At 74.1% G+C, this 25259-nt stretch carries 25 protein-coding genes; 14 read left to right on the top strand and 11 right to left on the bottom strand.

Going from position 1 to position 25259, the window contains the following annotated elements:
- Positions 1-86: 86 nt before the first annotated feature.
- The 4 genes from KM842_RS12120 to KM842_RS12105 all read left to right on the top strand — a co-directional run bounded on the left by KM842_RS12120 (position 87) and on the right by KM842_RS12105 (position 3863).
- Positions 87-707 carry a DedA family protein gene (locus KM842_RS12120; protein ID WP_216258699.1) on the top strand — a complete coding sequence of 207 codons (621 nt, stop codon included), beginning with the start codon at positions 87-89 and terminating at the stop codon, positions 705-707.
- A 41-nt stretch (positions 708-748) separates the two neighbouring features.
- On the top strand, positions 749-1657 hold the full coding sequence (locus tag KM842_RS12115) for an SMP-30/gluconolactonase/LRE family protein (RefSeq protein ID WP_253206119.1): 909 nt from the start codon (positions 749-751) through the stop codon (positions 1655-1657).
- Between the two features lie 17 nt (positions 1658-1674).
- The gene (gene rlmC, locus KM842_RS12110; RefSeq protein ID WP_216258694.1) at positions 1675-2826 is read left to right on the top strand and encodes a 23S rRNA (uracil(747)-C(5))-methyltransferase RlmC; all 1152 of its coding nucleotides are present in this window, start codon (positions 1675-1677) and stop codon (positions 2824-2826) included.
- A gap of 338 nt (positions 2827-3164) precedes the next feature.
- On the top strand, positions 3165-3863 hold the full coding sequence (locus KM842_RS12105) for a LysM peptidoglycan-binding domain-containing protein (protein WP_253206118.1): 699 nt from the start codon (positions 3165-3167) through the stop codon (positions 3861-3863).
- A gap of 163 nt (positions 3864-4026) precedes the next feature.
- Here KM842_RS12105 and KM842_RS12100 read toward each other — a convergent pair whose 3' ends face one another.
- A complete protein-coding gene (locus KM842_RS12100) occupies positions 4027-5040 on the bottom strand; it encodes an LCP family protein (protein ID WP_216258690.1) in 1014 nt (337 codons plus the stop codon).
- Positions 5041-5115: 75 nt separating this feature from the next.
- Positions 5116-5535 carry a MarR family winged helix-turn-helix transcriptional regulator gene (locus tag KM842_RS12095; protein ID WP_216258687.1) on the bottom strand — a complete coding sequence of 140 codons (420 nt, stop codon included), beginning with the start codon at positions 5533-5535 and terminating at the stop codon, positions 5116-5118.
- A gap of 81 nt (positions 5536-5616) precedes the next feature.
- Here KM842_RS12095 and KM842_RS12090 point away from each other — a divergent pair, with 81 nt between their 5' ends.
- Positions 5617-7740, top strand: coding sequence for an MMPL family transporter (locus tag KM842_RS12090; protein WP_216258685.1), 2124 nt, complete (start codon positions 5617-5619; stop codon positions 7738-7740).
- A 12-nt stretch (positions 7741-7752) separates the two neighbouring features.
- The gene (locus tag KM842_RS12085) at positions 7753-8403 is read left to right on the top strand and encodes a GntR family transcriptional regulator (protein WP_216258683.1); all 651 of its coding nucleotides are present in this window, start codon (positions 7753-7755) and stop codon (positions 8401-8403) included.
- 12 nt (positions 8404-8415) lie between these two features.
- On the opposite strand, the gene KM842_RS12080 is transcribed toward KM842_RS12085, so the two are convergent.
- Positions 8416-9252: a YdcF family protein gene (locus KM842_RS12080; RefSeq protein ID WP_216258681.1), complete on the bottom strand. Its 837-nt coding sequence runs from the start codon at positions 9250-9252 to the stop codon at positions 8416-8418.
- Positions 9253-9400: 148 nt separating this feature from the next.
- Between KM842_RS12080 and KM842_RS12075 the strand changes: the two genes are divergently transcribed.
- Genes KM842_RS12075 through KM842_RS12065 form a run of 3 tightly spaced genes read left to right on the top strand, consistent with a single transcriptional unit; the run spans position 9401 to position 12346 of the window.
- On the top strand, positions 9401-10909 hold the full coding sequence (locus tag KM842_RS12075; RefSeq protein WP_253206117.1) for an LCP family protein: 1509 nt from the start codon (positions 9401-9403) through the stop codon (positions 10907-10909).
- Between the two features lie 43 nt (positions 10910-10952).
- On the top strand, positions 10953-11567 hold the full coding sequence (locus KM842_RS12070; RefSeq protein ID WP_216258679.1) for a sigma-70 family RNA polymerase sigma factor: 615 nt from the start codon (positions 10953-10955) through the stop codon (positions 11565-11567).
- Positions 11564-12346, top strand: a complete 783-nt coding sequence (locus KM842_RS12065; RefSeq protein WP_216258677.1) for an endonuclease/exonuclease/phosphatase family protein — start codon at positions 11564-11566, stop codon at positions 12344-12346. Before KM842_RS12070 ends, KM842_RS12065 begins: the two co-directional genes overlap by 4 nt.
- 177 nt (positions 12347-12523) lie before the next feature.
- On the opposite strand, the gene KM842_RS12060 is transcribed toward KM842_RS12065, so the two are convergent.
- The gene (locus tag KM842_RS12060; RefSeq protein ID WP_216258675.1) at positions 12524-13267 is read right to left on the bottom strand and encodes a hypothetical protein; all 744 of its coding nucleotides are present in this window, start codon (positions 13265-13267) and stop codon (positions 12524-12526) included.
- 335 nt (positions 13268-13602) lie between these two features.
- On the opposite strand from KM842_RS12060, the gene KM842_RS12055 reads away from it, so the two are divergent.
- A complete protein-coding gene (locus tag KM842_RS12055; RefSeq protein ID WP_216258672.1) occupies positions 13603-13809 on the top strand; it encodes a hypothetical protein in 207 nt (68 codons plus the stop codon).
- A gap of 227 nt (positions 13810-14036) precedes the next feature.
- On the top strand, positions 14037-14948 hold the full coding sequence (locus KM842_RS12050; protein ID WP_216258670.1) for an SDR family oxidoreductase: 912 nt from the start codon (positions 14037-14039) through the stop codon (positions 14946-14948).
- Positions 14949-15045: 97 nt separating this feature from the next.
- Here KM842_RS12050 and KM842_RS12045 read toward each other — a convergent pair whose 3' ends face one another.
- Positions 15046-15366: a hypothetical protein gene (locus KM842_RS12045; RefSeq protein ID WP_216258668.1), complete on the bottom strand. Its 321-nt coding sequence runs from the start codon at positions 15364-15366 to the stop codon at positions 15046-15048.
- A gap of 204 nt (positions 15367-15570) precedes the next feature.
- Between KM842_RS12045 and KM842_RS12040 the strand changes: the two genes are divergently transcribed.
- On the top strand, positions 15571-16263 hold the full coding sequence (locus tag KM842_RS12040; protein ID WP_216258666.1) for a TetR/AcrR family transcriptional regulator: 693 nt from the start codon (positions 15571-15573) through the stop codon (positions 16261-16263).
- A gap of 145 nt (positions 16264-16408) precedes the next feature.
- Positions 16409-16603 (top strand): DUF2795 domain-containing protein, encoded by a 195-nt coding sequence (locus KM842_RS12035; protein WP_216258664.1) that lies wholly within the window; start codon positions 16409-16411, stop codon positions 16601-16603.
- A 173-nt stretch (positions 16604-16776) separates the two neighbouring features.
- Here the strand turns inward: KM842_RS12035 and KM842_RS12030 are convergent, their stop codons facing one another.
- On the bottom strand, positions 16777-18279 hold the full coding sequence (locus tag KM842_RS12030; RefSeq protein WP_216258663.1) for a threonine/serine exporter family protein: 1503 nt from the start codon (positions 18277-18279) through the stop codon (positions 16777-16779).
- Between the two features lie 102 nt (positions 18280-18381).
- A complete protein-coding gene (locus tag KM842_RS12025; protein ID WP_216258661.1) occupies positions 18382-18822 on the bottom strand; it encodes an OsmC family peroxiredoxin in 441 nt (146 codons plus the stop codon).
- Between the two features lie 182 nt (positions 18823-19004).
- On the opposite strand from KM842_RS12025, the gene KM842_RS12020 reads away from it, so the two are divergent.
- The gene (locus KM842_RS12020; protein ID WP_216258659.1) at positions 19005-20048 is read left to right on the top strand and encodes an NAD(P)-dependent alcohol dehydrogenase; all 1044 of its coding nucleotides are present in this window, start codon (positions 19005-19007) and stop codon (positions 20046-20048) included.
- Between the two features lie 62 nt (positions 20049-20110).
- Here the strand turns inward: KM842_RS12020 and KM842_RS12015 are convergent, their stop codons facing one another.
- The 4 genes from KM842_RS12015 to KM842_RS12000 form a co-directional block, all read right to left on the bottom strand.
- Positions 20111-21025, bottom strand: coding sequence for an NAD-dependent epimerase/dehydratase family protein (locus tag KM842_RS12015; protein ID WP_216258657.1), 915 nt, complete (start codon positions 21023-21025; stop codon positions 20111-20113).
- The gene (locus KM842_RS12010) at positions 21022-22215 is read right to left on the bottom strand and encodes a cytochrome P450 (protein ID WP_216258655.1); all 1194 of its coding nucleotides are present in this window, start codon (positions 22213-22215) and stop codon (positions 21022-21024) included. The genes KM842_RS12015 and KM842_RS12010 overlap by 4 nt, the downstream gene beginning before the upstream one ends.
- Entirely contained in the window at positions 22212-23012 is an 801-nt protein-coding gene (locus KM842_RS12005) for a glycosyltransferase family 2 protein (protein WP_216258654.1), read from the bottom strand. The genes KM842_RS12010 and KM842_RS12005 overlap by 4 nt, the downstream gene beginning before the upstream one ends.
- Before the next feature lie 160 nt (positions 23013-23172).
- Positions 23173-25098, bottom strand: a complete 1926-nt coding sequence (locus KM842_RS12000; protein ID WP_437124531.1) for a gamma-glutamyltransferase family protein — start codon at positions 25096-25098, stop codon at positions 23173-23175.
- Positions 25099-25259: the final 161 nt, after the last annotated feature.

Raw genomic sequence — 25259 nt, 5'->3', positions numbered from 1 at the left:
GGGGACCGCACCGGGCGTCGGCGTGCCCGTCGACCTGGGATGATCGGGGGACGGCGTCCATCCCGCGCGCCGTGGAGGGTGGCCCGGTGGACGCAGCAGAACAGGTGGTGCTGCAGCTCGTCGGCACCCCGTGGGCGTTCCTCGCCGTCGGCCTGGTGCTCGCGGTCGGCAGCATCGTGGTCTTCCTGCCGAGCCAGGCCATGGTCGTCGCGATCGGCACCCTGCTCGTCGGCGGCCAGGGCGGGATCGTGCCCGTCGCGCTCCTCGTCGTCGCCGCCACGATCGGGATGGTGCTCGGCGACCTCGGGCTGTTCCACCTGGCGCGGTCGGCCGACCTCGGCGCACGGTCCTGGTTCACCCGGCCGAAGGTGCGGAAGGCGCGGGAGTCCATCGACGAGCGGTACCGCGCGGCTCCCGGACGCATCGCCGTCCTCGGCCGGTTCATCCCGATGGGCCGGCTCACCACGAACCTCGTCGCGGCCGACAGCGGGCTCGACGTCCGGCGCTTCCTGCGCAGTTGCCTGCTCGCGGACGCGGTGTGGGCGGCGTACTGCGTCGGCATCGCGGCGGCGACCGGCGGGTGGAGCCGCGACCAGCCCTTCCTCGTGACGGTGCTCGCGGTCGTGGCCTCGATCCTGCTCGGCCTCGGCATCTCCGCGGTCGAGAAGGCGGTCCGGCGGCGGAGCGAGGCGGCAGCGGCGGCCTGAGCCGTACGGTGGCGGTACCGTCCGCGTTCGAAGGAGAACCCGTGCCCGCGCCGAGCCTCACCGACCTCGTCCCCGACCCGACCGCGCTCGAGACGCTCGACGCCGGCAGCACGTGGGCGGAGGGACCGTGCTGGATCCCCGCCACCCGGACGCTCCGCTGGTCCGACATCCCCGGGGACCGCGTCCTGCAGTGGTCGGCGGCGGACGGCGCCGTCTCGGAGTACGCCACGGGGGTCGAGTTCACCAACGGCCGCACCCTCGACCCGGACGGCTCGGTGGTGCAGTGCTCGCACGGGCTCCGGCGGGTCGAGCGCGACCGGGACGGCGCCGTCACGCCGATCACCACGAGCTGGGGTGCCGTCCGCTACAACTCCCCGAACGACGTCGTCGTCGCGCGGGACGGCAGCGTGTGGTTCACCGACCCCGCGTACGGCATCACGCAGCCGCGCGAGGGGCACCCCGGCGTGCGCGAGTACGGCGACCACTGGGTGTTCCGCTGCGGCCCGGACGGCCAGGACCTCCGGCCGGTGGTGGTCGACGTCGACGAGCCGAACGGCCTCGCGTTCTCGCCGGACGAACGGGTCCTGTACGTGGCGAGCTCGGACGGCGACCGACCGGTGATCCGGGCCTACGACGTGTCGACCGAGCCCGCCGCCGACGGCGCCGACGCGACCGACGTGCGCCCGGTGCGGGTGAAGGGCGGCCGCGACCTCGTGTGCTTCGGCCCCGGCGAGGGCGTCCCGGACGGCATCCGGGGGCGGATCTGGTCGTCCTCGGCGATCGGGGTCCTCGTGCACGAGCCGGACGGCACCCGCATCGGGACGATCCCCGTCCCCGAGGTCGTCGCGAACCTCTGCTTCGGTGGGGACGACGGCAGGACCCTCTTCGTCACGGCGACCACCTCGCTCCGCCGCATCCGCACCACCACGAGGGACGCCGCCCGGCGCTGACGTATCCTGGCTCGGCCATGCAGTGCGACTACTTCGACCGCGGGGTGTGCCGGTCGTGCACGCTCATGGGCCAGCCCTACGGGGACCAGGTCCTCGACAAGGAACTCCGCACGCGTGAGCTCCTGCACGACGCCGTCGAGGCGGCCGGTGGTCCGGGTGCCGTCGAGTGGCTGCCGGCAGTGACGAGCCCCGAGTCGGGGTACCGGAACAAGGCGAAGATGGTCGTCGGCGGATCGGTCCAGCACCCGACCGTCGGCATCCTCGACGACCGACAGCGCGGGGTCGACCTCCGCCACTGCGGCATCTGCACCCCGGGCATCCGGCAGGCGCTCCCGGCGCTCGCCGCGTTCGTCTCGTCCGCCGGGCTCATCCCGTACGACGTGGCGCAGCGCCGCGGCGAGCTCAAGTTCGTGCTCGTCACCGAGTCCCCGGACGGCGACCTCATGGTGCGGTTCGTCCTCCGCTCCGAGGGGCAGCTCCCACGGCTCCGCGAGCACCTCGACGCCCTCCGCCTGGCCGTGCCACGGGCGGTCGTCGTGACGGCGAACCTGCTGCCGGAGCACAAGGCCGTCACCGAGGGCGAGCGGGAGGTCGTCCTCACCGAGCAGCAGACGCTGCCGATGCGGCTCGGCCCGGTCACCATGCACCTGCGTCCGCAGAGCTTCTTCCAGACGAACACCGCCGTCGCGACGCAGTTGTACGCGCAGGCGTCGGCGTGGATCGACGAGGTCGACCCGTCCTCGATGTGGGACCTGTACTGCGGCGTCGGCGGCTTCGCCCTGCACGCGGCACGTCCCGGTCGCGCGGTCACCGGCATCGAGACGAGTCGTGAGGCGATCGTCTCCGCGAAGCAGTCCGCGCGCGAGGCCGGGCTGTCCGACGTCCGGTTCGCGGCCGACGACGCCACCGCCCACGCCCTCCGCGCCCGACCCGGCAGCACCCCGGAGCTCGTGGTCGTGAACCCGCCACGACGGGGGATCGGTGGCGAGCTGGCCGGCTGGTTCGAGACCTCGGACGTCCGGCACGTCGTGTACTCGAGCTGCAACCCGGTCACCCTCGCGCGGGACCTGGCGGCGATGCCGTCCTTCCGCCTGCGTCGTGCGCGCGTGCTCGACATGTTCCCGCAGACCGGGCACCTCGAGGCCGTCACGTTGCTCTCGCGGGACTGACGGACGGGAGGCGCGGCGCGGGCCCGCCACGGGCCTCCCGTCGGCCGCTCGGTGCGGCCGTCCCGCGATTGCCAGGGAACTCGGAAGGTCGTGTACCCGGGTACACCCCGATCACCGCAGGCGCGGCGATCGGGACGCTCAGCCGGCGACGAGGGGTACATACCATCCTCGGGCAGAACGTTGTGTCTCGGTTTGATAACGAGCCGGAGTTTCCTATGGTGGCCCACCGTGACACCGGCGCGGAGGCTGCCCCCGGTGACGCCATCAGACTGACCGCGATCGGTCGGGGTGGGCAGCCTGCGTCGGCAACGACGATGCGGCCCCGGTGGAGCAACGACATGAAGAACCACACCCGAACCCGCGCCCTCGTCGGCGGACTCGCCTTCGCCGGCATCGCCGCGACGGGCGTCGGTCTCGCAGCTGCACCGGCCAGCGCGGCCAGCGGCTCGACCTGGGATGCCCTGGCAGCCTGCGAGTCCAGCGGCAACTGGGCCGCGAACACCGGCAACGGCTACTACGGCGGTCTGCAGTTCACGCAGAGCACCTGGGCCGCCAACGGTGGCTCCGGCAGCCCGGCCGGCGCCAGCCGCGAGACGCAGATCGCCGTGGCCGAGAACGTCCTCGCCTCGCAGGGCTGGGGCGCCTGGCCCGCGTGCTCGGCGAAGCTCGGCCTGAGCGGCACGTCCGGTGCAGCCCCGGCTCCGGTCGCGCAGCCCGCGGCCCCCGCCCCGGCGGCTCCCGCGCCGCAGGCCCCGGCGCAGCAGGCCCCCGCGCAGCAGGCGGCTCCCGCCCCGAAGGCGGCGACCGCCCCGAAGGCGGCACCGAGCACGCCGGCTCCGTCGGCAACCTCGAGCAAGCCGGCCGCGGTCGAGACGAGCGGCAAGACGTACAAGATCGCGTCGGGCGACACGCTCGACACGATCGCCACGAAGCTCGGCATCGAGGGTGGCTGGAAGCAGCTGTGGGCGGCGAACACGTCGACCATCGACGACGCCAACCTCATCTACGCGGGGCAGACCCTGCAGCTCCCGGCCTGACGCACCAGCGTCGCGCAGCCGATCGGAAGCGCCCCACGACCTCGGTCGTGGGGCGCTTCGTCGTGTGCGGCGGGTGCGTCGTGCGGGCCGGACTCGTGCGGGTCGGACTCGTGCGGGCCGGACTCGTCGGGTCGGACTCGTCGTGCGCACCGCACTCGTCGGGTCAGGCGCCCGGGTGCGTGGCGCGCCACCCCGAGACGTCGTCAGAGCGGAGGGCGATCGCCAGCTCGGCCAGCTGGGCCTCGTCGACCCGGACGTAGCTCTGCCCGTCCGGGCTCGTCCCACCGCCCGCGGTCGGGAGCGTGAACGTGTCGAGGTCCCCCGGGCGGAGGCCGCGGAGGGACCACCCGAGCCCCGCCAGCGTCGAGGACGTCAGTCCCGGGTCGACCGTCAGGTACTCGCTCGTCGATGACACGAACCGCTGCACGGCGCCGGGATCCGTCAGCGTGTCCCGCGACGTCAGCCGGTCGACGAGTCCGCGCACGAACGCCTGCTGGTTCCGGACGCGGGTGTGGTCGGCGTCGGCGAAGGAGTGCCGCTCGCGGACGAAGGCGAGCACCGCGGCCCCGTCGAGCTCGTTCGCCCCGGCGACGAAGTGGTGGCCGCCCGTGTCGAAGGCCGAGGGTGACTGCACGGTGACCCCACCGAGGGCGTCGGTCATGCCGGCGAAGTCCGCGAGGTCGATCTCGGCGACGTGGTCGATCCGGACGCCGAGCAGCTGTTCGACCGTCCGCACCGTGAGGGGGACGCCGCCCCAGGAGTACGCGGCGTTGATCTTCGCGGTGCCGTGGCCCGGGACGTCGACCCACGAGTCGCGGAGGATCGACACGAGCGAGACGTGCCGTCGGTCGCCCGAGACGTGCGCCACCATCAGCGTGTCCGACCGGCCCCCGGTCGCCCGGTCGTCGCCGGGGTCGAGCCGTGCCCGCGAGTCCGAGCCGATGAGCAGGACGTCGAGGGCACCGCTGCTGTCGGACGGCCGGTCACCGGTGGGGAACGGGTCGTGGAGCACGGAGCGTCCGGCGTCGTAGCGCTGGGCCAGCCCGCCGACGAAGACGCTCGCGACGACGGCGAGCACGGTGGCGACCGCCGTCAGTGCGCCGCCCGTGGCGACGAGTGCCGCCAGCAGCGGGCGTCGACGGCGGAGGGGGCGGACGGCGACGCGACGGCCGGACATGGGACTCCCTGGAGACGGGTCGGCCCTGGCGCCGACCCGTCCAGCGTCTCACATCTCACATATCAGTCGCAAGCGTCACGATCGTCGACGCGGGGCGCGGGCGGCGACGAGGACGGCCGTCAGGTGGCGGCGGAGCTCCGGGTCGTCCGGCAGCAGGTCGCGCTCGATGTGCTTCGCGGTGTCCCACATCGTCCGACCGTGCTCGGTGACCGTGACCACCCGACGTCGTCCGTCGTCGGGGTGCGGGCCGCGCTCGATCATGCCGTCGCGCTCGAGCCGCTCGAGGGTGCGCGACATCGTCTGCGGTTGCACGCGGGCGGTCCGGGCGATGACGTCGGCACCGGTCGGCCCGTTGCGCAGGGCGATGTCGAGGGCGATGAGCGCTGCGTGCTGCAGTCCGACCGCGCGGAGCCGTTCGTCCCACTCGCGTTCGACGGCCCGGGCGGCCGCGGCGAGCAGGCGCCCGATCGGCCACTGCGCGGGCTCGTCCTCCATGCCCCGAGTCTACGGTGGGGGCCCCGACGCCCCGCGCGACGAAGTGTTCAGCATGCTGACGATCGGTGTACGCTCGCCGTCGTGCCCCGCTCCCTGCGCATCGTGCTCCCCGCCCTCGTGGTCCTCGTCTGGTTGACCGTCGCCGCGATCGGCGGTCCCTTCTCCGGCCGCATCGCCGAGGTCTCGACGAACGACCCGACCGCGTTCCTGCCGGCGTCGGCCGATGCGACCGCCGTGCAGGAGCGCAGCCGCGACTTCCGCGACGCGACCGGGGTGCCCGCCGTCGTCGTCCTCGAGCGCGACGGCGGACTCGACGACGCCGACACGACCGCCGCCGCGGGCATCGTCGACCGGCTCGCGGACCGGCAGGACGTCGACGCGGTCAGCCCCGTGATCCCGAGCGAGGACGGCGACGCGCTGGAGATCGTCGCGACGCTGACCGCCTCCGCCGACACCGGGGACGCGGTCGAGGCCGTCCGGGCCGTCGTCGCGGATGCCCTGCCGGACGGGCTCCGCGCGTACGTCACCGGCCCGGCGGGCTTCACGGCCGACCTGACCGCGGCGTTCGCGGGCATCGACGGCCTGCTGCTCGGGGTCGCGCTCGTCGCGGTGCTCGTGATCCTCGTGGTCGTGTACCGCTCGCCACTGCTGCCCCTCCTGGTGCTCACCACGGCGGTGTCCGCGCTCACGGCGTCGATCCTCGTGGTCTGGGCCCTCGCGGACGCGGGCGTGGTCACCGTGAACGGGCAGGTGCAGGGCATCCTGTCGATCCTGGTCATCGGCGCCGCCACGGACTACGCGCTCCTCTACACGTCCCGCTACCGCGAGGCCCTCCGCGACCACCGCACGGGCTGGGACGCCACGAAGGCCGCGCTACGGGGGAGCCTCGAGCCGATCGTCGCCTCGGGCGGCACGGTCGTCGTCGGGGTGCTCTGCCTGCTGCTGTCGGACCTCGACTCGAACAAGGCGCTCGGCCCGGTCGCGGCCATCGGCATCGCCGCCAGCGTCCTCGCCGCGCTGACCCTCCTGCCCGCGCTGCTCCTCTGCTTCCGCCGGGCCGCCTACTGGCCCCTCCGCCCGGTGCACGGCAGCGCCCACCCGGTGCTCACCGGGCCCGAGGCTCGCGGCGCCTGGGCCCGCGTCGGACGGCTGGTCGGTCGACGCCCGCGGACGGTCTGGGTCGTCAGCACGCTCGCGCTGCTCGTCATGGGCACCGGGCTCCTCGGGCTCCGGGCCGACGGCGTCCCGCAGAGCGACCTGGTCGTCGGGCAGTCCCAGGCGCGGGACGGGCAGGCGGTCCTGGCGGACCACTTCCCCGGCGGCTCGGGCAGCCCGGCGCTCGTGCTCGGCGACGCGGACCGCACCGACGAGCTGGCGGACGCCGTCGCCGGCGTCGACGGGGTGGAGGCCGTGGTCGCGGCGGCGGAGGAGGCACCGGCCGGCACGGTCCCGGTCGGCGACGGTCCCCGGGGCGGTGCGCCCGTCGCCGACCCGACGGTGTCCCGCGGTCAGGTCCTGCTCGAGGCGACGCTCGCCGACCCGGCCGACTCGGCGGCCGCCGAGCGCACCGTCCGCGAGCTCCGCTCCACCGTCGAACGGGTCGACCCGGGCGCGCTCGTCGGCGGCGTCACGGCCACGGCGATCGACACGGACGACACCGGCATCCGCGACCGCACCCTGATCATCCCGGTCGTGCTCGGCGTGATCCTGCTCATCCTCGTGCTGCTGCTCCGGAGCGTGGTGGCACCCCTCGTGCTCATCGGCAGCGTCATCGTGTCCTTCGCGGCCGCACTCGGGGTGGGAGCGCTCGTGTTCGACCACGTGCTCGGCTTCCCCGGGGCGGACCCCGCCGTGCCGCTGTACTCGTTCGTGTTCCTCGTGGCGCTCGGCGTCGACTACAACATCTTCCTCATGACCCGGGTACGGGAGGAGACCCTCCGACACGGCCCGCGCGAGGGCGTGCTCCGCGGGCTCGGCGCGACCGGGGGCGTGATCACCTCGGCCGGGGTCGTGCTCGCCGCGACCTTCGCCGCCCTCGGGGTCATCCCGATCCTGTTCCTCGTGCAGATCGCCTTCGTCGTCGCGTTCGGCGTGCTGCTCGACACCGTCGTCGTCCGCTCCCTGCTCGTCCCGGCCCTCGTGCTCGACCTGGACCGACGGGCGTGGTGGCCGTCGCGCCTCTCGCGCCGACCCCGTGACATGTGACACGCTGACCGCATGCCAGTCCCCTCGACCCAGCCCGCAGCCGAGCGCACGCTGCTCCGCGACACCGTGCAGGACAAGATCCGGAACGCGATCATGGACGGCACGCTCGAGCCCGGGGAACGCCTGAACGACGACGACCTCATCGCCTGGCTCGGGGTCTCCCGCACGCCCATCCGTGAGGCGCTGGCCGAGCTCGCCCGCGCCGGACTCGTCGAGATGGCGCCGAACCGGTACACCAAGGTCGCCGCGCCCTCAGCCGCCGAACTGCTCGACGCCTACCAGACCCTCGGCGTGATCTACGGGGGTGTCGTCCGGCTCGCGGTCCCGCGCTTCACCGACGCCGAGCGCCGGGCGGTCGTGCGGACGCTCGACGACGTGCTCGCCCGGCTCGACGACGGCCAGCAGGCCGCGGTCGCCCGCGACGGAGCCGACATCTACTCGATGTGGGTCGAGGCCTGCGGCAACGCGGCGCTCGCACGACTGTGCCGCTCGACCACGGACGGCCTGGCGTTCAAGCTCCGGGTGCCCGAGATCGCCGAGGTCGTGCCGACCGAGGTCGTCGCGCCCCGCATCCGGGAACTCCGCGACGCCGTCGCCGCAGCGGACCCGATCGCCGCCGAGCTCGCCATGGAGGCCGCACACCTGCTGCCCGCGCGCAGCTGACGGCGGGCGTGCTCAGGCCGGCAGCAGCCCGGTGCCGAGCGCGACGGCCCAGAGCACGACGACCGCCGCGACGGCCCCGAGGTGCCACCAGCCGTGCATGACGAGCACGGCGGCGAACTCGCGCAGGAAGGCGCTCGGGATCGCCTGCCGGGACGTCGGCGCCCCGAGCACGTGGGCGTCGAGGCCCGTCCGCCGCGCCGTGATCGCCGTCCGCAGCACGTGGTAGTCGTTCGTCACGACGAGCGTCCGGCCGTCGACCGCGGCGTCGCGGAGCAGCTCGCCCGAGAAGCGGAGGTTCTCGCGGGTGTTCCGGGACCGTGCCTCGCGGTGCACGAGCCCCGACGGGACACCGTGGTCGACGAGGTACTCGGCCATCGCGTCGGCCTCGGTGCGGTCCTCGTCCTCGCCCTGGCCGCCCGACGCCACCACCACGGGCGTGCGTCCGGCGGCGGCCGAGTGGTGGAAGACCGCGATCGTGCGGTCGAGGCGGGAGCGCAGCATCGGCGAGACCTGCCCGTGCACCAGTCCGCAGCCGAGGACCACGAGCGCCTCGGCCTCCTCGGTGACCCGGACGTGCCCGTGGACGAGCGCCGCCCCGAGGAACACCAGGAAGGCGACCGCGCCGTAGCCGGCGACCGCCAGGACGAGCACGAGCAGTGCCGAACTGACCGGGGTGCCCACCACCGCGAGCACGACGACGAGGACGTCGAGCGCCAGGACCGCGATCCCGGCGACGAGCGCGAGCAGGCTCGTGAGGCTCCGCGCTCCCCGCCGCAGGGCGCGGACCCCGTTCGCGACCAGGGCCGCGGCGACCACGGCGCAGCAGACGGCGAAGACGGTCAGGAGCACCCTCCGACCCTACGGGGCCGACCATGGACGGACCGGGGTGGCGGGGCGGCCGCGGGACGGGCCTCCCGGCGGGGCCGCGGGACGGTGCGTACAGGTCGCCCAGCAGGTATCCATGTCATCTGCGCGCCCCACGGTTATGGTTCTCCCCGTGACGAACGCACCGGAGGAGACCAGGCCGCGCCGTACCGACCGCGCCGTGCCGCCCCGCCACGGGCGCCGAAAGCGCCACTGGGGGGCCGTGTTCCCCGCGGTGGCCGGGGTCCTCACCATGGCCGTGCTGCTGAGCGGCGGGTACGGGGTGTACGCGTACAACCGTCTGGCTGGCAGCGTGACCAAGGTCGACGCGATCGGCAGCGCCCCGCCCGCGAAGGACGACGTCGACGGCCGCGCGATGAACATCCTGCTCGTCGGTGACGACCACCGGCCGGACGGCGCCACGCAGGAGCAGATGGCGGAGCTGAACACCCAGTCCGACGGCGGGGCCACGAACACGGACACGATGATCGTGCTGCACATCGCCGCCGACGGCCGCAGCGCGACGATGATCTCCTTCCCCCGTGACTCGTACGTCGACATCCCCGGCGTGGGCAAGGGCAAGCTGAACAGCGCCTTCTCGTACGGCACCATGGACGGCGGCGGAGACACCGGCGGCGCGAAGAAGCTCATCGCGACGATCCAGGGCCTCAGTGGGCTGACGATCGACCACTACGTCCGCGTCTCGCTGCTCGGGTTCTACGAGATCGTCAAGGAGCTTGGCCCGGTGAACGTCTGCCTCAACCAGCCGGCCAAGGACTCGTACTCCGGGGTCGACCTGCCCGCCGGGGTCTCCGAGCTCACCCCGTCGCAGGCGCTCGCGTTCGTCCGGCAGCGCCACGGCCTGCCGAACGGCGACCTCGACCGCCAGGTCCGGCAGCAGTACTTCCTGTCGCAGGAGGCCCGCAAGATCCTGTCCGCCGGCACCCTGCTCAACCCGCTGAAGACGACGCGGATCATCGACGCCATCGGCAGCTCCGTCGAGACCGACCAGGGCCTCGACCTGCTGTCGCTCGCCGGGCAGATGAGCAACCTGCGCCCGTCGAACATCAAGTCGGCCACGATCCCGATCCTCGGCACCCCGACCATCTACCCGAACGGCTCGGCGCTCTCCATCGTCGAGGTGGACACCGCCGGCATGCCCGCGTTCGTGCAGGGCCTGGTCGGCGAGCCGCCGGCGTACACGAAGGCGAAGGCCGCGGACCCGGCGTCCGTCACCGTGACGGTCACGAACGGCAGCGGTGCGACCGGTGCCGCCGCGGCGGCGAGCGAGGTCCTGACGGCCCGCGGGTTCCAGGTGGCGGCGCCCGGCTCCTCCCCGACCACGGCCGCGACGATGGTGCAGTACCCGGCCGGCATGGAGGCGCAGGCCAAGGCCCTCGCGTCCGTCGTGCCCGGCGCGGTGCCGGTCCAGAGCACCGCGGTCCAGGGGGTCACCCTGGTCCTCGGCACGGACGGGAAGACGCCGACGCCGCCGGCGCAGCCGGACGCCGGGGCGTCGCAGCCCGCCGAGGCGCAGCCGTCGCAGGAGGCCGCGGCGCCCGAGCCGGCGAAGCCGTCCGAGCCCGAGCCGTCGTCGACCGCCGTCCACGAGTACGGCCAGGAAGGCGTCTGCATCAACTGACGCTCGCCGCTCGCGTCCAGGCTGGCATGTCACATTCTGGGACGTGGACGACGAGCTGCTCCGACGACGAGACGAGGAACGCGACCTGCTCCTCCGCGTGGCCGCGGGGGACCGGACGGCGTTCCGACGCCTCGACGAGCGGTTCCGCCCGTTCGTGCTCCAGGTCGCCGGACGGGTGACGGGCGATCCGTGGCTGGCCGAGGACGTCGCGCAGGACGTCATGCTCGAGGTCTGGCGTCGGGCGCACCGGTACGACCCGGCACACCCGCCGGTCACCTGGATCCGCACGATCGCCACCCGGCGCGCGATCGACCGGGTGCGCAAGGCCCAGGCGGACCGGGATCGGGACCGTCGGATCGGGATGCGCGACCACGAGCCCGTCGACCACGGTTCGGTGGACCGGGCGGAGGCCGTCCTCGACCGGGTCGCCCTGCGCCGGGCGCTCGTGCCGCTCCCGGACCGGCAGCGGCAGGCGGTCGTCCTCCGCTACCTCGCGGACCTGTCCGGACCCGAGCTCGGGCGGGCGCTGGGCGTCCCGACCGGCACGGCGAAGACCCGGGCGCGCGACGGGGTGACGGCACTCCGGAGGACCCTGGCGCGCACCGGTGCCGGCAGCGTGGGTGACGCCGGGGTCCGCCCGGGTAGGTTCGACGGGTGACCAGCACCTCGCGCCCGATCACCCTCATGACCTACAACATCAAGAACCCCGACCCGGCGCACGACTGGCCCGCTCGGTGCCCGGTCGTCCTCGACGTCATCCGCCGCCACGACCCGGACATCGTCTGCGTGCAGGAGGCGTTCGACCACCAGATGGACGACCTCCGCGCCGGGCTGCCCGACCACGCCGACATCGGGCAGGGTCGCGAGGGCGGCACCGCGGGGGAGCACGCCGCCGTGTTCTACCGCCGCGACCGCTTCCGGCCGGCCGACTCCGGGTCGTTCTGGCTGTCGGACACCCCGGACGAGCCGGTCTCGAACACCTGGGACAGCCTGTACCCGCGGATCGCGAACCACGTCGCCTTCCTCGACGCCGAAGGGCCCTCGTTCACGCTGCTCACGACGCACCTGGACCACGAGCAGGGCCCGCACGGCGACGAGGTCCGCGGACGCAGCGCCGCCCTCATCGTGCAGCGCCTGTCCGTCGTGGACGGCCCGGTGGTCTTCGCCGGTGACTGCAACGAGCCCGCCGGGTCCGGCGAGGCCTCGCGGGTGTTCGCCGAGGCCGGGTACGCCGACGCCTGGACGGTGGCCGGTGACCCCGACGACCGGACGGCGTCCTTCAACGAGTGGCAGCCGCCGGTGCCGAGCGGGGAGCGCATCGACTGGGTGCTCACCCGCGGGGTGGCCGGGGTCGACCGCGTGCTGATCGACCACGACGGGCCGGAGACCTGGTTCGCGAGCGACCACTTCCCGGTGGTCGCCACCATCCGCGTCTGAGCCGGCGGCCGCGGGTGCCCGTCGGGGTGCCCGCGCTGCGCCGCCCGTGCGGTTCGCCGCTCCCGTCAGGAGGACGTACTCCGCGCGGGTGCGGGTGCGGGTGCGGCTGCGGGTGGTCGGGCCCGCACCGCCGGCTTCGGGTGCCGGTGCAGGTCCGTCGGGTGCGTGACCGGGCGGTCAGCAGCGCCGCGACGTCGCGCGGACCGGCATCGGGGAGCCGATGACCGTGACCGTGGTGTCGTCGGTCAGCACCGAGACGCCGTTGCGCCCGGCACCCTTGCGGTCCGACCGCCAGCCGGGCTCGAGCAGCAGCTGCCATGCCTCGGCGTCGTCGGAGCCGAGCGACTCCCGCTCGCTGCGTCGGGAGTCCCGGAGCTGCGGTCGGACGTCGTCGCCGACCTGCACGCCGTCGGGACCGGTGAGGTCGATCACCTCACCGAGCCGGGACCGCACGTGGTCGCGCAGCACCCGGATCTCGACGCGGTTGCCGGCGGGGGCGGGTTCGGCCAGTGCGGCCACCCGGAGCGCGCCGCCCCAGGTCGAGGTCGTGCTCGCCGGGACGCAGCGTCCGGCGTCGCCGGCGGCCGTCCGGGTCCGGGCGGGGGTGCCGAGCAGACGGTTCAGCAGGCCGACGGTGTGCTTGCCGTCGCGCATCGACACGACGGAGACGGTGCGGTCCTCGGCGCGGAGGGTGAGCGTCTCGGCGCCGAGCTCGACGGCGTCGACGGTGCGCAGAGCCGCGGCCGAGACGGGGCGCCAGGTCGGCGCGGGGCTCGGCGTGGCGGTCCGGGTGGAGGTCGCACGCGCCTCGGCCGCGGCGGCACGGTCCGCGTCCTGCCCCGGCAGTCGGTCGAACGACGTGCTGCCGGCCACGAGGGCGAGCACCACGGCGCCGATCGCCGTCACGGTCCTGGGGTTCACTCGCTCGACCGTAGCCGCCACCGCCCGGCTGGACGACGGGTGTTACCGAAACGGAGCCGCACCGTCACCGGACCGTGACATTCCTGCGCGGGCCGACACGGTGCCGCGGGGGACCGACCGGACTCCTCCGGCTGGCCGACGCCCGGCGTCCTGCGGGGGAGCACCGGGCGCACGCGGACCGGCCGGACGACCACCGAGCGGACACCCACCGGGCGGACACGCACGAGCGGACACCCACCGGGCGGACGTGCACGAGCGGACACCCACCGGGCGGACGCGCACGAGCGGACACCCACCGGGCGGACGCGCACCGGGCCGCGGGTACGGTCGGCTGCATGGCGGAGTACGTGGTGGACAGCACGGGTGACAACGCGGCGCACGGCGTCGACCTCGTCGACGGGGACCAGCCTCCCGTGCGGATGATCGTGCACGGCGACCTGCCGGACACGATCGAGCACGACGGTCGGACCTGGGTGCGCACCGGGGATGCCGAGGACCAGGGCGACGACGCCCCGCCGATCTCGGTCTACCGCCCCGCCTGACCGCGACGCGGGTCCGCGCCGACCCGGCCACGTGCGCACCGACCTGACCGCGCGCCCACCTGACGCGCGCGCACCGGCACGGCCACGCGCGCGCACCGATCCGGCCGCGCGCGCCGACGCAGCCGCGCGCGCCCCGACCCGGCCATGTGGCGGGGGACAGCCGGACTGCGCGGCGGGGGACGGCCTCCTGAACGGGACAGGGTGCCTCGGTGCGTAGCGTCGGCGCCATGACGGACCAGCAGATCGACCAGTACACCATGCAGGACCCGACGAAGCTCTACGCCGACAAGAAGCCGGACGAGCAGTACCTCGAGGGTGCCGGCACCGACGCCGAGATGGCGGAGAACGTGCCCGCCGACCACGGCGAGGACACCTACCGCGGCTCCGGTCGCCTCGCGGGCCGCAAGGCGCTCATCACCGGTGGCGACTCCGGCATCGGCGCCGCCGTCGCGATCGCCTACGCCCGTGAAGGCGCGGACGTCGCCATCGGCTACCTCCCGGAGGAGCAGGAGGACGCCGACCGCATCGTCGCCCTCATCGAGGCCGCCGGTCGCAAGGCCGTCGCGCTCCCCGGTGACATCAAGGACCTGGCGTTCTGCGAGCAGCTCGTCGCCGACGCGGTGGAGCAGCTCGGTGGGCTCGACATCCTCGTGAACAACGCCGGCAAGCAGCAGAACGTCGACGACATCACGAAGATCTCCGACGAGGAGTTCGACGAGACCTTCAAGACGAACGCCTACGCGACGTTCCGCATCACGAAGGCCGCCGTGCCGCACCTGAAGCCGGGTTCGACGATCATCAACACGACGTCGATCCAGGCGTACGCGCCGTCCCCGCACCTGGTGCACTACGCCGCCACCAAGGCGACCGTGAACAACCTGGCGAAGGGCCTCGCCGCGCAGCTCGCGCCGAAGGGCATCCGCGTCAACGCCGTCGCACCGGGCCCGATCTGGACCCCGCTGCAGCCGGCCGGTGGCCAGCCGTCCGACGCCCTGCCGTCCGCGGGTGAGCAGACCTACCTCGGTCGCTGGGGCCAGCCCGCCGAGCTCGCGCCGGCGTTCGTGTTCCTCGCCAGCGGCGAGTCGTCCTACGTCGTGGGCGAGACGCTGCACGTCGACGGCGGCATGCCGACGCCGTAGTCGGTCCCGCGGCGACGCCGCACACGACGGGAGGCCCGTGGCTGCGCAGCCACGGGCCTCCCGTCGTGTGCGGGGCGCGGCCCGACCGCGTCCGCGGTCAGCGCGTGCCGCAGGTGCGGGCCACGGACTCGAGGAGCTCGCGGGCGGCGAGGGCGGCGGCGAGCTCGACCTCGACCGGGTTGATGCCGACGGCCTGCTCGAACTCCCGGCGTCGGGCCTGCAGGTCGACGGGCACCTCGGGGCGTTGCGGCAGGACGGCGATCGCGGCGGCCGCGGCCTCGAATGCGCCCTCGGGACGGCCGAGGTGCTCCCACATCGCCAGGACGTCGTGTGCGACCTGCTCCGGGGTGCTGCCGAACTCGAAGCCCGCGGACGCCATGGTCGCGAGGCCCTGGGCGGTCTGGTCGTTCGGGGACATCCCGGCATCGTCACACACGCGGCCGGGGACACGCCCGTCCGAGCCGCCGGACGCACCGGATCGCTGTCCCCCATGTTGCCGACCCCCGTACCGGGGATGCTCGTCCCCCGCGATGTGCGGGAGGATCATCCTGCGGACAGGACGTCCGCACCCCCGGACGTGTCGGTCCCATGACGACCGCTCGTCCCGGACACGGAGGGCACGATGCTCGAGGACACCAGCGCCGACACGATGGCGGCAGCCGCCGCCGCGGCAACCCTGCACCTGCGGATCAGGATCGTGGGGGCGACCGTCGACCTGCTCCGTGACGTCCCCTTCCACGAGGCCCGCGTCGAGCACGTCGCCGAGCGGCTCGACATCTCGACCGACGAGCTGCACCAGCACTTCCCGTCGTGGGACGGTCTCGTCCTGGCCGCCGTCGACCGCTGGAACGGCGCGAGGATGGACGAGGTCGCGCGTGAGGTCGGCGACGGCAGCACGGTCGAGCTCCTCCGCGCGATCGTCTCGTCGAACGCCGAGGACCCGGCCCTCATGCGCCTGCTCGTGGCGCTGCTCAGCGTCGCCGGCAACCCCGACCACCCGATGTCGGCGTACCTCCGGTCCCGCTACCAGCTCTTCTTCGCGCAGGTGAAGCGCGGCCTCGAGCACGACGTCGCGGTCGGTCGCGCACCGCACACGATGGACCCGCGCCGTGGGGCCGAGCAGCTCATCGCCCTGTACGAGGGGCTCCAGCTGCAGGCGCTCCTGCGCACGGACCTCGACCTCGTCGCGGCCTTCGACCGGGCGGTCGCGCGGCTCGAGCGCGGCTGGATGGAACGGTACGAGGCCGCCGCCCAGCGCCGGCTGTCGACGTGGTCGGACGTGTCCTGGTCGGACGACGACAGCTGGTCGCTCTGACCGCAGGCCCGACGGGCTCCCGCGCGCTCGTGCGGAGGGCGGGCGTGCTGCGCCTCTCGACCGGGTGCTGGCCACGGACCGCACCCGCTGGGCCGGTGCCGAGGGCCGACCGGGTACGCCGGGAGGTCCAACGGAAGGAACGATCGTGGCAGCACCGAACCCCATCCAGATCCAGAAGTACCTGAGCGGCATCGACTACCCGGCCTCGAAGGACGACATCGTGTCGACCGCCGAGGGCGAGAACGCGCCCGACGACGTGCTCGAGGCGCTCCGGGCGATCCCGGAGGGCGAGTACGACGCCCCGACCGCCGTCTCCAGCGCCGTCACCGACGCGAACTGAGGCACGGGCCTCCACCGGACTCGCGCCGGGCGACAGGACACGCAGCCAGCCGGCCGCGTCGTGTCGCTCGGCGCGAGTCCTGCGTCCGGGCAGCCGCGCGACGGCACCCGCGGCGGCTGGGCATCCGCGGCGGCTGGGCACCCGCGTCCGGGCCCCGCGGCCGGGTGCCGCGGTCACCAGCGCGGGACGGAGCCGTTGCCCGGGTCGTAGCCGGAGTCGCGGATGACCGGGAGCGCGGTCGTGTCGTTGTGGACCGAGTGCACCTCGATGCGACGACCACGGCGCAGGGCGCGGCGGGCACCCGGCGTCGCGAACAACCCGCCGAGCACCAGGCCGGCGCCGATCGCCAGCGCCACGGTCACCGCCGACCCGAAGTCCAGCACCGAGCTCGACTTCCCGCTCATGACGTTGAGCAGCGCGTTCGACACCGCGACACCGGGCAGCAGGGCCCCGCAGAACGCCGGGACCGCGATCGCCGCCACGGCCGTGCGCACCCGCACCGCCGCGTAGGTGGACAGGACACCGAGCAGCACCGAGGCCACGAAGGTCGCGCCGAGCAGCGGGAGCCCGAACGCCTTGAGCTGCCAGAGCGCCGCCCCGGCCACCACGGAGAGCACGACCGCGTACGGGATCACCCGGGCGCTCGCCTGCTGCACGAAGCAGTTCGCCCCCGCCGAGACCACGGTCAGCGACAGGGACGCCCAGAGCGGCAGGGTCTGCGTGACGATGCCGGACGGATCGACCTCGAGCCGGAGCCAGTGCGTCACCGCGATGCCGGCCGGCACCCCGACCACGATGGCGGCGATGAGCATGCCGATCGTGAAGGCCCGGGCGACCGCCATGGCGCGGAACCCGGAGATCGCGTCCTGCGCCCACGTGACGAGCTGCACGTGCGGGAGCAGGAGCACCACGAGCGCGGCCACCATCGTCGCGGCCCCGGTCGGGGTGAGCACGCCCGCCCAGATGGCGAGCGTGCCGATCACCGAGGCGACGGCACCCTGCGCCCCGGAGACGAAGAACTGCGGGTAGCCCCGACCGGTCAGCCACCGGCCGGAGACGATGATCCCGAGCATGAGGACGAACGCGCCGAGGCCGGCCCGCCACCCGCCGCCGGCCTGCACCGCGATCGAGGTGCCGAGGATCGACAGCCCGACGTCCGCGAGCCACGTCGGCCACCGTGGCGGCATCCGGAGCACGGCCACGAGGGCGCTCACGGCGCTGGTCATGTCGCGGTCGTCGTGGATGACGTCGTCGACGATCTGGTTCGCCCAGGCCAGCCGGGCCAGGTCGGCGCCGTCGGACCGGGTGCTGCGGACCTTGACGAGCGGCGGACCCTCGGTGGGGGAGTACTGGATCGTCACGGCACTGCCGGAGAAGTCGAGGTCGAGCGGTGCCAGGTTCCACTTCGTGGCGACCGCGATCACGGCGGTCTCGACGCTCCGGGTGTCGGCACCGGAGGCGAGCATCACCTCGGCCAGGTCGAGGCAGAAGTCGACGATCTGCCGGGCCGAGTACTGCTCACGCAGCGACCGGGTGTCCGGCGTCACGTGCTCGTAGATCGTGCCGCGGAGGCGGGCCCGGATGTCCCGCATGTCGTGCTGGGCGACGCTCCGCGCCTTCGGGCGCGGTCGGGGCGGACGGCCCGGCCGCGGGCCGGGGAGGTGCTGGTCGGCCATCGGACCATTCTGCATGCCGCGACCGGGAGACGGACGGGAGGCCCCCCACCGGTCCGGTGGGGGGCCTCCCGTCAGCTGCTGCGCGTCGTGGTGCGCGAGCGCCTACTGCTCGAGCGTCGCGTTCAGCGTGATCTCGACGCCGGTGAGGGCCTTGCTGACCGGGCAGGTCGCCTTGGCCACGTCGGCCGCCTCGAGGAAGGCCGCCTCGTCGATGCCGGAGACCTCGCCGTGGACGGTGAGGACGATGCCGGTGAGCTTGAAGCCGCCGGCCGAGTCCGGGCCGAGGGAGACGTCGGCCTTGACGTCGAGCGCCTCGACGGTGCCGCCGGCCTCGCCGAGCACGGCGGAGAACTGCATGGCGTAGCAGGCGGAGTGCGCTGCGGCGATGAGCTCCTCGGGGCTGGTGGTGCCACCGGCCTCGTCGGCGGCGCGCTTCGGGAAGGACACGTCGTAGGTGCCGACCTTCGAGCTGGACAGTTCGACCTGGCCGGAGCCGTCGTTGAGGCCGCCGTTCCAGGCGGTGCGTGCGGTGCGCGTGGGCATGACCGCTCCTTTCGTCATGGGGGTGCGGGCCTCGCTGGCCCTGGGTCGAGTCAACCGGAGAACGCTCGTTCTCGCAACCCGTTCCCGGCGAGTACGCAGGGTGCGGCGGCCTGACCGTGCCGCCGGTCCACCCGTCGCCCGGGGCCTGGTCCGAGATGGACGACAGGTGTAGTTTTGATGGCATGCGTGCAGTCGTGTTCGAGCAGTACCAGACGTTCCCCTCCCTTACCGAGGTCGAGAAGCCCACACCCGGGCCCGGGGAGGTGCTCCTCAAGGTCGCCGGTGCGGGTGCGTGCCACTCCGACGTCGCCGTGTACCGCGAGTTCCAGGAGGGGCAGCCCGGTGCCCAGCGCCCCGGTTTCGTGCTCGGCCACGAGAACTCCGGCTGGGTCGAGTCCGTCGGCGACGGCGTGACCGGGTTCGCCGAGGGCGATGCCCACCTCGTCTACGGTCCCGTCGGGTGCGGCCACTGCCGGTACTGCTCCAAGGGCCAGGACACCTACTGCGAGAACGCGGCCACGAACCCGTACATGGGCATCGGTCTCGGGCGCGACGGCGGGATGGCGGAGTACGTGACCGTCCCCGCACGCAACCTCGTCCCCCTCGGCGACGCCGACCCGATCGCGGCCGCGCCCCTCAGCGACGCGGCCCTCACGCCGTACCACGCGGTCAAGAACTCTCTGCCGAACCTGGCCGGCGGCGGCAAGTACGCCCTCGTCGTCGGCCTCGGCGGCCTCGGGCAGATCGCCGTGCAGATCCTCACCGCCCTGACCGGCGCGACCGTCATCGCGACGGACATGAAGGAGGACGCCATGGCCCGCGCTGCCGAACGTGGTGCGGTCACCGTCCCGGGCGGCCCGGACCAGGCGGCGCGCATCCGCGAGATCACCGGCGGGAAGGGCGTCGACGCGGCGTTCGACTTCGTCGGCGCGACCCCGACCATCCGCCTGGCGCAGGGGTCGATGGCCGTCGGCGGACGGTTCACGGTCGTCGGCATCGCCGGCGGCACCACCGAGTGGAACTTCTTCGCGACGCCGTACGAGTCGACGATCACGAACACCTACTGGGGCACCATCGAGGACCTGCACGACGTCGTGGCGATGTACCGCGCCGGGCAGATCGTGCCGGACGTCGAGCGGTACGCCCTCGGCGACGCGCTCGAGGCCTACCGGAAGCTCGAGGCCGGCGAGCTGTCCGGTCGCGCGGTGGTCGTCCCGACGCTCTAGTCGTCCGGAGCCTCTGGGCCGGGCCTCCGGACCTCCGGACCGGGCCGGGCCCGGGCCCGGGCTCAGGCCTCGGGGGTCGGCGGGTGCAGGGTCGCGAGCCGATCGACCGTCCCCGGCTCGGGGACCCAGCCGAGCAGCTCGGTCGTGGCGGTGAGGTCGTAGGTCCGCTCGAGGCCGAGCTGCCGCACCGAGTACGGCGAGATCCCGAACCGCCCACGGGTGACCACGGCGACGTGGCGCGCCGTCCGCATCGGCACGTGCAGGACCCGCAACGGTCGGCCGACCACCGCGCGGAACGCGTCTCCGATCGGCACCGGGTCACCGTCCGTGACGTTCAGCGCGTGCGTGCCGGCGGTGTCCGTCCGGAGCGCGGCGAGCACGGCGCCGGCGAGGTTGTCGACCCAGGTGAGCGCGTGCGGTGCCCGCCCGCGGAGCGGGAGGGGCAGGACCCCGCGACGGGAGGCGTGCAGCACCCGCGGGAGCAGCGTGCCGTCGCCGGGGCCGTACACGGCGTGGGGCCGGAGGATGACGGCGGACTCGCGCCGCGCCTCCACGAGCTGCCGCTCGTTCGCGTACTTCGCCTCGCCGTAGGTGCCGAACCAGCGGTACCGTCCGGTCGCCTCGGCGGGTCGTGCATCGACCGAGGGACGCGCGAGGTCGTAGACCGACGACGAGCTGACGTGCACGAGCCGCCCGGTCGTGAGGCCGAGCGCGGCGTCCATGATCCGGAGGTTCCGCTCGAGCACGCCCCGCTCGAAGCCGTCGCGCACCTCGGCGGCGCAGTGCACGAGCGGGACGTCCCCGAGCCGTGGCACCCCCGCACGCCCGGCGGCGAGGTCGACGTGCACGTGCTCGTCGGCACCACCCCGGCCCGGACGACGGCCGACGTCGACGACCCGGTGGCCGTCCCGTCGCAGGGCCGCGATGACGTGCCCGCCGATGAACCCGCTCCCCCCGGTCACCGCGACGGTCGTCACCGGGCGGCCGCCTCGGAGCGGATGACGAGCCGACGGTACGAGGCCGCCATCGTGCGCTGCTTCCGGACGCGGGTGACGACGCGGATCGGTCCGGCTGCCGCGGCCCGGGCGAGGGCGGCGGCGAAGACCTCGGCCTCGAGGGTCGCCAGCGGCATCCCGATGCAGAAGTGCGCACCGGCACCGAACCAGAGCTGCCGCATCTCCTTCGGCACGGGGCGGAACGGGTCGAAGTCGCCGGCCCGGGCGCACGCGAAGATGTTCGCCAGGACCATCCGCTCGCCGGCACGGACCCGGACGCCGTCGACACGGTGGTCGCGGAGGACGCTCCGGATCATCACGGGGGACGGGACGGTCACGCGCATCGCCTCGGCGACGGCGGTCGGGACGTCCTCGGGGTGCTGGGCCAGGTGTGCGAGGTGCCCGGACTCGACCACCAGGTTCGTGAAGCGCGGGGCGAAGCTGACGATGGTCTCCGTCCCCGCGACGATCATCGCCGTGACGACCGAGACGGTGTCGTCCTCGGTGATCCCCTCGGCTCGCATGAGCGCAGGGACCGTGCCGGGGGCGGCACTCCGGTAGGCCGCGCGGGTGCTCTCGTTCAGGACGGCGAGCTTGTCGTGCACGACCGCGAGCTGCGCGTCCGAGAACTGCTTCGTCGTCAGCGTCACGAAGCCCAGGATCTCCCGCGCCCGGGCGAGCTGCGCGGCGGCGTCGGCCTCCGGGTAGCCGGTCAGTCGACAGATGATGCGCGCCGCGGCCCGTTCGATGACCGCCACGACGTCGACGTCCTCGTGCCGGGCCAGGGCGGCCTCGAAGCGGGCCATCTCCGGCGTCAGGACCTCGTCCACGATGCTGCGGAGGAACCGCTGGGAGAACAGCGGGGTGAGCTTCCGCCGCAGGTGCGCGTGCTCCTCCCCGTCCATGTTGAGCAGGCCGCGCGGACCGATGATCGGCGTCCAGAGCTGGTCCGAGCCTCCCGGCCCGACCTTCGAGTACGTGGTGGGGTCGAGCAGGATCTGGCGCATGCGTGCGGCGTCGCTCACGACGACCCCGACCCCCGGCACCCGCACCACCCGGCCCAGGCGCGTGATGCCGCGCAGCGCCAGGTAGCCGGCCCGGTGCGCGTGCAGGACGACGCGGCGGTCCTCGCGGGTGGCCCGGCGCGCGGCCCGGGCGTCGACGGCCGTCACGGCCGCACGTCCACGGCGCTGCCGGCTCCCGGCCGGTACCGGTGGCCGGCGTACCAGGCGAGCGACCGGACGAGACCCCACACCTGGATGCGGCGGACCGACATCGACACGACCATCGAGCGGTGCAGCCCGTACCGGTCGGTGACCCGGCGGACGGCGTTCGTCAGGTCGCGGTCCTCGTGGGTGTCCTCGATCGCCTTCCGCGGGAACCCGCCGACCCGCTCGTACAGCTCGGACGCGATGGCGAGGTTGTTCCCCGCCACCATCACGTACGGCCCCCGGTACTGCGGGCCCCGGTTCTCCGGCAGGAACCGGCCGCACCAGATCGCGAACTCGTTGACGGCGCAGAGGAACCGGTAGCGGACCGGCCCGACGGCGATGTCGTCCCGCCGCGGCAGCGTGAGCCCGCCGACGAACTGGTCGTCCGTCTCGGTGAACAGGCGCTTCACGGTGGCCGTCCAGTCCGCGGCCGGCAGGCAGTCGGCGTCGGTCCGCGCGAGGTGCGTGCAGCCGGCGGCGATCGCGGCGCGGGCGGCCGTGTCGGCAGCGGCGCCGGTGCCCTTCTGGTGCTCGACGACGACGTGCCAGGGGAGCCCGTACCGGCGGACGTGGTCGGCGACGATCTGCCCCGTGCCGTCGGTCGAGCCGTTGTCGCAGACGACGACGGTGAAGTCGGTGTCGTCCTGCGTCCGGAGCGCGTCGAGCAGGCTGCCGATCAGCCGGGCCTCGTTCCAGGCGGGGACGATGACACCGAGGCGCACGCGTCGGCCCGCGTCGCTCGGGTGGGGAAGGGACACGATCGCGCTCCGTACCGTCGGGAGAACCGGGACCGGGGCCCGGTGTCGCCGGGGCGACGTGGGGCCGGTCGGGCCCCCAGGCTAGGGCGTCGCGGCGGTCGGCCGGGTCCGACGGGCCCGGGACACGCGAGTCGGGCTCGGGTCGCGTGTCCGGCTCGGCTCAGCGCCCCGCCGCGTACCCCTGTGCCCCACGCGGGTTCGCGGCCGCCCCGAGGACGCCGGTCGCGGGGTCACGCGTGACGCACGACAGCCGGCCGAGGGTCCAGTCGCCCGCGCGTGTGACCACGTGCCCCCTGCCCTCGAGACCGGCGATCACCGCGTCTCCCACCCGGTCCTCGACGACCAGCCCGGCCGGCTCCCACGTGCGGGGCCAGAACGACCCGGGGAACGCGGTCGTGTGCAGGGCCGGCGCGTCGATCGCCTGCTGCGGGCTGTAGCCGCCGACGATCCACCGCAGCAGGAACAGCAGCTGCCACTGGTCCTGCTGGTCCCCACCCGGCGATCCGAGGGCCGCGACCGGGACGCCGTCGCGCAGGACGAGCGTGGGGGTGAGGGTCGTCCTCGGGCGCGCTCCGGGCCGGAGGGTGGAGGACGTGCCGGCCTCGAGCCAGGTCATCTGCAGCCGGGTACCCAGGCAGAAGCCGAGCTCCGGGATCGTCGGGGACGACTGCAGCCAGCCGCCGGACGGGGTCGCGCTGACGATGTTGCCCCAGCGGTCGACGACGTCGATGTGGCACGTGTCACCACGCGTGTCGCCGTCCGGTGCGACGAACGGTTCGCCGCGGTCCTCGACGGGGACCTCGGCCCGCTCGTCCACCGGGCCGCGACGGGCTCCGGGGACGGTGGGCTCGCCGACCCCGGCGACCCCGGTCGTGTCGACGCTCGTCCGCAGTGGCGGCAGCACCGGTTCGACGCCCGACACGCGACCGGGACGGAAGGTCGCCGAGGCGCGATCCCCGATGCAGGTGCGCCGGTCGTCCGTGTAGGCGTCCGACAGCAGGACGTCGAGCGGCACGTCGCCGTCCCCGTAGTACGCGTCGCGGTCGGCGAGGGCGAGCTTCAGCGCCTCGACGACGGTGTGCGCACCGAGCTCGGAGGACGGGTCGAGCCGTGCGTCGTCGAGGGGCTCGAGCATCCGCAGTGCCTGCAGGAGCGCCGGCCCCTGCCCCCAGGGCCCGGTCTTCGCGATCGTGTGGCCGCGGAACTCGGCGGTGGTCGCCGGCTCGTAGGACGCGCGGAAGTCGGCGAGGTCCTCCGCGCGGAGCACCCCGGCGTGGTCGGTGCCGGACGAGTGGCGGTGCGGCGCCCTGACGAACGCGTCGACCGTGGTCGCGACGAACCCCTCCGCCCACTCGCGGCGTGCGGCGTCGATCCGGGAGGCCCGTCCCGCGTCCGCCCCGTCGGTCGCGTCCGCGCTGGCCGTGTCCGTGCTGGCCGTGTCCGCGCTGCCGGCCGCGACGAGCCGGTCGAGGACCGAGGCGAGCGCCTCGTTGCGCACGACGTCCCCGACGGCCGGTGCCGCACCTCCCGGCAGCCACCGGTCGGCGGAGGTCGGCCAGTGCTGCCGGAACAGGTCGGCGACCGCCCCGATCGTCCGGACCACGCCCGCTGTGACCGGGTGGCCGTCGCGGGCGTACCCGATCGCCGGCGCGAGCACGTCGGCGAGTTCCCACGTGCCGTGGTCGCGGAGGAGCAGGAGCAGGGCGTCGACCGCTCCCGGCACGGCCGCTGCGAGGGCGCCGGCGCCGGGCACGAGGTCCAGTCCCTCGGCGCGGAAGTGCTCGACCGTCGCGCCGGTCGGGGCGGGCCCCTGGCCGACGAGCACCACGGGGGTGGGGTCGTCGGCGGTCGCGAACACCGCGGTGAGGTCGCCACCGGGCCCGTTCAGGTGCGGCTCCACGACGTGCAGCACGAAGGCGCCGGCCACCGCAGCGTCGAAGGCGTTGCCCCCGCGCTCGAGCACCGACTGCGCCGTCGCCGTCGCGAGCCAGTGCGTCGAGGCCGACATCCCGAACGTGCCGAGCAGGTCCGGCCGGGTCCTGTCGGTCGCGGGCGGGACGAAGGCGGGGTCGGGTCGGCTGCGCATCGCTCCATCCTGGTCCGCGGTGCCCGGGACCGCTGACCGCTTGCACACCCGTCCTCGTCGGGCACGCCCCCGTTCTCGGGGATACCCCGCGCGGGCCCGGCCTGCGAGGCTTGTCCTTCGGCGCGATCAGGGACGCGCCGGACCAGGACACGCACCGCGCC

The sequence above is a fragment of the Curtobacterium sp. L6-1 genome, assembly GCF_018885305.1.
In the GTDB taxonomy this organism is placed as follows: Bacteria; Actinomycetota; Actinomycetes; order Actinomycetales; family Microbacteriaceae; genus Curtobacterium; species Curtobacterium aetherium.
This window is presented reverse-complemented; position numbering and strand designations above follow the sequence as displayed.